The sequence below is a fragment of the Streptomyces sp. NPDC086077 genome (assembly GCF_040686175.1).
Lineage (GTDB): Bacteria > Actinomycetota > Actinomycetes > Streptomycetales > Streptomycetaceae > Streptomyces.
This window is the reverse complement of record NZ_JBFBJT010000255.1, coordinates 1-5,942: the sequence shown is the minus strand read 5'-3', so window position 1 is coordinate 5,942 and position 5,942 is coordinate 1. Positions and strand designations below refer to the sequence as shown.

5 protein-coding genes and 2 pseudogenes are annotated in these 5,942 nt (G+C 71.5%); 3 read left to right on the top strand and 4 right to left on the bottom strand.

The features are described 5' to 3' along the window. The 4 genes and pseudogenes from AB0O67_RS36220 to AB0O67_RS36205 all read right to left on the bottom strand — a co-directional run. Window positions 1–254, bottom strand: a pseudogene (locus AB0O67_RS36220) (2-oxoglutarate ferredoxin oxidoreductase subunit alpha); the annotation flags it as partial. A gap of 202 nt (window positions 255–456) precedes the next feature. Beyond that, on the bottom strand, window positions 457–1,116 hold the full coding sequence (locus AB0O67_RS36215; protein ID WP_365460001.1) for a response regulator transcription factor: 660 nt from the start codon (window positions 1,114–1,116) through the stop codon (window positions 457–459). A gap of 121 nt (window positions 1,117–1,237) precedes the next feature. Next, window positions 1,238–2,602 (bottom strand): sensor domain-containing protein, encoded by a 1,365-nt coding sequence (locus tag AB0O67_RS36210; RefSeq protein ID WP_365459998.1) that lies wholly within the window; start codon window positions 2,600–2,602, stop codon window positions 1,238–1,240. A 139-nt stretch (window positions 2,603–2,741) separates the two neighbouring features. After that, complete coding sequence (locus tag AB0O67_RS36205; RefSeq protein WP_365459995.1) at window positions 2,742–3,932, bottom strand: sensor domain-containing protein; 1,191 nt, start codon at window positions 3,930–3,932, stop codon at window positions 2,742–2,744. Window positions 3,933–4,128: 196 nt separating this feature from the next. Between AB0O67_RS36205 and AB0O67_RS36200 the strand changes: the two genes are divergently transcribed. The 3 genes and pseudogenes from AB0O67_RS36200 to AB0O67_RS36190 form a co-directional block, all read left to right on the top strand. Further along, on the top strand, window positions 4,129–4,569 hold the full coding sequence (locus AB0O67_RS36200; protein ID WP_365459992.1) for an NADH-quinone oxidoreductase subunit A: 441 nt from the start codon (window positions 4,129–4,131) through the stop codon (window positions 4,567–4,569). Continuing rightward, on the top strand, window positions 4,560–5,216 hold the full coding sequence (locus AB0O67_RS36195; RefSeq protein WP_365459989.1) for an NADH-quinone oxidoreductase subunit B family protein: 657 nt from the start codon (window positions 4,560–4,562) through the stop codon (window positions 5,214–5,216). Before AB0O67_RS36200 ends, AB0O67_RS36195 begins: the two co-directional genes overlap by 10 nt. After that, a pseudogene (locus AB0O67_RS36190) lies at window positions 5,213–5,875 on the top strand (NADH-quinone oxidoreductase subunit C); the annotation flags it as partial. The gene AB0O67_RS36195 and the pseudogene AB0O67_RS36190, both read left to right, overlap by 4 nt. Between the last annotated feature and the right edge of the window lie 67 nt (window positions 5,876–5,942).

Sequence of the window (5,942 nt, the reverse complement as noted above, 5' to 3'; positions counted from 1 at the left end):
ACACCCGGCAGCGTCCCGGCAGGCGCCCGGATCTCGGCAGGGAAGTTCGGCAACGTCGACAGGTCGTTGCCGAACGACGCGGTCTCCGAGGTGAAGCGGTCACCGGTGAGCTGCATACCGTCACCCGAGTCCCCCGCGAACCTGATGATCACTCGGTCGAGACGGCGGACGTCCTTGACGCCGGCCGCTTTGCGCTGCTCTCCCACGACCGCTCCGTCGGCCTGCTCCGCTGGGCTACTGACCTGGCTCGTCACTGAACTGGACCTCCTTCGAGGCACTGTCGGGGATCGACCCCACAGGGTCCTCCCAGCACCCACCCTACGACTGGACGGCTCGCCCGCCCTCGGCCATTCGCATGATGATTACCTGCCCGAGTAGCTCCCCGCATCCCGTTCGAATGCGCCGTACGGGTCGTCCCCGCGTCCGCGTCGACCGGTGCGGATCCGTAAGTGGACCTCAGGAGTTCAGATAGGTCAGTACTGCGAGGACCCGGCGGTGGTCCCCCTCGCTCGGGGACAGTCCCAGCTTGAGGAAGATGTTGCTGACGTGCTTCTCGACCGCGCCGTCGCTCACCACCAGCTGCTTGGCGATGGCGGAGTTGGTCCGGCCCTCGGCCATCAGCCCCAGAACCTCCCGCTCTCTCGGCGTGAGCCCCGCGAGCACGTCCTGCTTCCGGCTGCGTCCGAGCAACTGCGCCACGACCTCCGGGTCGAGGGCCGTACCCCCTTCGGCCACCCGGACCACCGCGTCCACGAACTCCCGTACCTCGGCCACGCGGTCCTTCAGCAGATACCCGACGCCGCGGCTGGAACCGGCCAGCAGCTCGGTGGCGTAGCGCTCCTCCACGTACTGTGACAGCACCAGCACGCCCAGTCCTGGATGCGTCTTCCGCAGCTGCACCGCCGCGCGGACGCCCTCGTCCGTATGTGTCGGCGGCATCCGCACGTCGGCGACCACGACATCGGGCAGCCCGCCCTCGGCGTCCAGCTCCGTGATGGTCTTGATCAACGCCTCCGCGTCACCTACGCCGGCCACGACGTCGTGCCCTCGGTCGGTGAGGAGCCGGGTCAGGCCCTCCCGGAGCAGCACCGAATCCTCGGCGATGACCACCCGCACCCTGTCCTCCACGATCCTCGGCCCCCCGTTGCTCGACTTCGCCCCAAAGACCCGTCAAGCATTCCAGGTTTTGCCAGGGGGTGGGGTGGGTGCGGGCCCTGCTTGTCAGGTCGTCGGCGCCTCAGCCGCGCCAGGGGAGTTCCGCGGTGACGCGGGTGGGGCCGCCCGCCGGGGAGTCGACCACCAATATGCCGTCCACCGCGTCCAGCCGCTCCGCGAGCCCGGCCAGCCCGGAACCACCGCCCGCGCCGGCCTCGGCCCCGCCCACGCCGTTGTCCGTGACCTGCAGCATCAGCCGGTCCTCCGACCGCCAGACGTCCACCGCCGCCGAGGTCGCGCGCGCGTGCTTGCTGATGTTCTGCAGCAGCTCGGAGACCGTGAAGTAGGCGATCCCCTCGATCGCCGGCGCCGGCCGCGACGCCAGATCCACGTCCACGTGCACCGGGACCGCGCACCGTGAGGCGACCGAGGAGAGGGCGGCGTCCAGGCCGCGGTCGGTGAGGACCGCCGGATGGATGCCGCGCGCCAGGTCCCGCAGCTCCTGAAGGGCCGTCTTCACCTCGCCGTGCGCCTCGTCCACCATGCGCGCCGCCGCTCGCGGGTCCTCGGCCAGCTTCTCCTTCGCCAGCCCCAGATCCATCGCCAGCGCCACCAGCCGGGCCTGCGCCCCGTCGTGCAGGTCGCGCTCGATACGCCGCAGATCCGCGGCGGCCGTGTCGACCACGACGCCCCGGTCCGACTCCAGCTCCACCACCCGCGTCGCCAGTCGCGACGGGCCGAGCAGCCCGTGCACCAGCAGCCGGTCCACCAGCGTGAGCGCCCGCACGATCCAGGGCGTGGCCAGCGTGAACAGCAGCCCCACCAGCGCGGTCACCGTGATCTCGAACGGGTTGTCCAGGTAGATCTGATGCGTCTCGTCGCCGTACAGCTGCAGCCCCTCCTGACCGCCGTACATCGGGAGGACCCAGTGCCAGAGCGGGTACGTCAGCAGCGCCCAGCCGTACGCCCAGAAGTTCACCGCGACGACGAAGGAGAAGACGGCCCACGGGAAGTGCAGCACCGAGTACAGCAGGTGGCGCCAGGACGTGCCGCTCTTGAGGACCGCGCCCATCCACCCCATCAGACCGTTCCTGTGCATCCGCAGCGGCTCCGGGGCGGCGACGTCGAGCCCGAGCAGCCCGCGCGCCCGCGCCCGCTCCAACGCGCCGAGGCCCCGGCAGCCGGCCAGCCCCGCCGCCAGCACGGGTATGCCGAGGAAGGTCACCAGCAGACCCGCACCGAGCGAGATCATCGTCACGGCGTACGTGAACATCAGCACGCTGATCGGCAGGCTGAGCAGCACATAGGCGAACTCGCGCCAGGTGCGGCCCTCGAACGGCGCCCGCAGCCCGGCCGGCAGCCGGGGCCGCCGTCCGGCGCTCGACTCCGCACCCCAGTCGGACGTCCCGCTCCGGCGTCCGTAGCCGTGCCCGTACTCCGTGGCCATGGGCCTGGTCCCCGTTCTTCTAGGTCTGCTGTGTCCGTCGTAGTCCAACCCTGCTGGCCCCGGGACCCGCGGACCATGGAGGCCGTCGGCATCTTGGGCGGGGGGTTTTCCCTACCCCCTCGGCGCTACCGGTCCGCCCTCAGCGCTGCCGGTCCCGCCAGGGCAGTTCCGCGGTGACGACCGTGGGGCCGCCCTCCGGCGAGTCGACGACGAACAGGCCGTCGACGGCGCCCAGGCGCTCCGCCAGCCCGCGCATCCCCGTACCGCCGTCGAAGCCGGCGCCGCCCCGGCCGTCGTCGGCGACCTGTATGAGGAGCCGTTCCTCGCTGCGCCACACGTCCACGGACGCGGACTTCGCGGCGCTGTGCTTGCTGACGTTCTGCAGCAGCTCCGAGACGGTGAAGTAGGCGATGCCCTCGATGGCCTCGGCCGGCCTCGCCGCCAGGTCGACGGTCACCTTCACCGCCACCGTGCAGCGTGAGGCGACCGAGGAGAGGGCGGCGTCCAGGCCGCGGTCGGTGAGGACCGCCGGATGGATGCCGCGCGCCAGGTCCCGCAGCTCCTGGAGGGCCAGCTTCACCTCACCGTGCGCCTCGTCGACCATCGCCGCCGCGTACACGGGGTCCTCCAGCAGCTTCTCCTTGGCCAGACCGAGGCCCATGGCCAGGTTGACCAGGCGGGCCTGCGCCCCGTCGTGCAGGTCGCGCTCGATGCGCCGCAGATCCGCCGCGGCCGTGTCGACCACGACCCCCCGGTCGGACTCCAGCTCGGCGATCCGCCGCTCCAGCTCGTCGGAGGGTGACAGCAGCCCGCGCACCATCGCCCGGTCCGCGTTGGCCAAGCCCCGCGCGATGAACGGCAGCACCGGCCACAGCACGAACAGCGAGGTCAGCGTCAGCGTGAAGGTGAGGATGCCCCACGGGAGCCGGATGAAGTCGTACAGGGCGGTCCGCCAGCCCACCGGGTCCTTCAGCGCCATCCACAGCCGGGGGAGGAAACCGCCCGCCCCCCGGCGCGGGAGCGGGCTCGGCTCGTCCACGCGCACCCCGAGCAGCATCCGGGCCCGTGCCCGCTCCAGCCTGCCGAGCTGACGGGCGCCCAGCAGACCCGCGGCGAGCAGCGGGAAACCGATCACCGTGACGGTCAGGAAGGCGCCGACGGACAGCACGGTGACGACGTAGACGAAGCCCAGCAGGGCCGCCGGCAGGTTCGCCAGGAGATGCGCGATCTCCTTCCAGGTGTGCCTGTCGTAGGCGAACCGGGCAGGCGGCGGACGGTCCGTGTCTTTGCCGGCCGCCGCCGCGCTCGCGGACGGGAATTGTTCGGTCACATGGGCTAGCGTGCCCGGCGGCGCGCGTCGACGCCATGAGGTGCACCGCCACGTTCTGCTGGGGAAAACCCCACCCCTGCCCCGGCAGGCGTGATGGGCTGCTTACCGCCTCTTTGACAGGCCCTAGACTCACGTTGCATACAGATCGTCGAACGGTGGCGTGACGTCGCGAGGCCGGAAGGCCACTCGAACAGTCATGAGGTCGAGGCCAGGGGAGCGAGGGACGGACGTGCGGGAACCGACCGTCGAACCGACCGCCGTCATCGCGGCGGACTACTTCCAGTCCTACTCGGTCGTCGGACTGCTCGCCGCCATCGGCGTGCTGTTCGTCGCCGTCGCCTTCGGCGCGGGGCGGCTGCTGCGCCCCGTCGTGCCCACCCCCGAGAAGCTCCTCACCTACGAGTGCGGCGTCGACCCCGTCGGCGAGGGCTGGGCCCACACCCAGGTCCGCTACTACGTCTACGCGTTCCTCTACGTGATCTTCGCGATCGACTCGATCTTCCTCTTCCCGTGGGCCACGGTCTTCGCCGCCCCCGGTTACGGAGCGGCGACCCTCGTCGAGATGTTCATCTTCCTGGGCTTCCTGGCCGTGGGCCTGCTCTACGCATACAAGAAGGGTGTCCTGGCATGGACGTGACGCCAGAAACGACTCCTTCGGTGCCCGCCGCGGGCACAGGGCAGCCCGGGCCCGTCGCGGAGCCCGTCCTGCTTCCGGAGCCGAAGCGCCTCGGCGCGCTCGCGCGCCTCGCCCCCGAGCCGATGAAGGTCGTCCTGAACTGGGGCCGCCGCTACTCGCTCTGGGTCTTCAACTTCGGCCTCGCCTGCTGCGCCATCGAGTTCATCGCCGCTTCGATGGCCCGCCACGACTTCATCCGCCTCGGCGTCATCCCGTTCGCGCCGGGCCCCCGCCAGGCCGACCTGATGGTCGTCTCCGGCACGGTCACGGACAAGATGGCACCCGCCATCAAGCGCCTCTACGAACAGATGCCCGAGCCGAAGTACGTCATCTCCTTCGGCGCCTGCTCCAACTGCGGCGGTCCGTACTGGGACTCGTACTCCGTCACCAAGGGCGTCGACCAGATCATCCCCGTCGACGTCTACGTTCCCGGCTGCCCGCCCCGCCCCGAGGCGCTGCTCCAGGGCATCCTCAAGCTCCAGGAGAAGATCGCCCGCGAGTCGCTGGGAGAGCGGTACGGTGCCGCCCGTCCGTCGGCGGCGGCCCTGCAGAGCGGCCTGGTCACACCTCCTGCCACAGGCGGCACCGACGCGGGGGAGGCCCGGTGAACGGCACGGTCGGCTGGCTTCCCGCCCCCGCCGAGGACCTTTTCGGTACGGAGGCCACGGCCGAGGAGTCGTACGAGCTCCTGACCGTCGACGTACCGCCCGCGTCCTGGACCACCGCCCTGCGTACCGCCCGCGACGAGCTCGGCTGCACCTACTTCGACTGGCTGAGCGCCGTCGACGAACCCGGCACGGGGTTCCGCGTGTCGGCCCACCTGGTCGCCCTCGACCCCGTGCGCCGCCTGCTGATGCGCACCACCGTCCCCCACGAGGCCCCCGTCCTCGCCTCCGCGGTCGAGGTCTTCGCCGGCGCGGGCTGGCACGAGCGCGAGACGCACGAGATGTTCGGCGTCCGCTTCGAGGGCCACCCCGGCCTGGACCACCTCCTGTTGCCGGAGACCTTCGAAGGCCACCCCCTCCGCAAGGACTTCGTCCTCGCGGCCCGCGTCGCCAAGGCCTGGCCCGGCGCGAAGGAGCCCGGCGAGTCCGAGCACGGTGGGCCCAAGCGCCGCCAGATGCTGCCGCCGGGCGTCCCCGACCCCAATGAATGGGGCCCCCTCAAGGGCCAGCTCCCCCCGGCCCCCGCCCGCCAGGCCCGTGGCGCGGCCCGCGCCGCGGGCGACCGCCCTGCGCGCCGGACCCGCACCGCGGCGGAGGGCTCCACCGGCCGGGGCCGTCGTTTCAGCCTGCGGTAGGCGGCCACTGCGGTCGATGCCGAGTCCCGCCGAG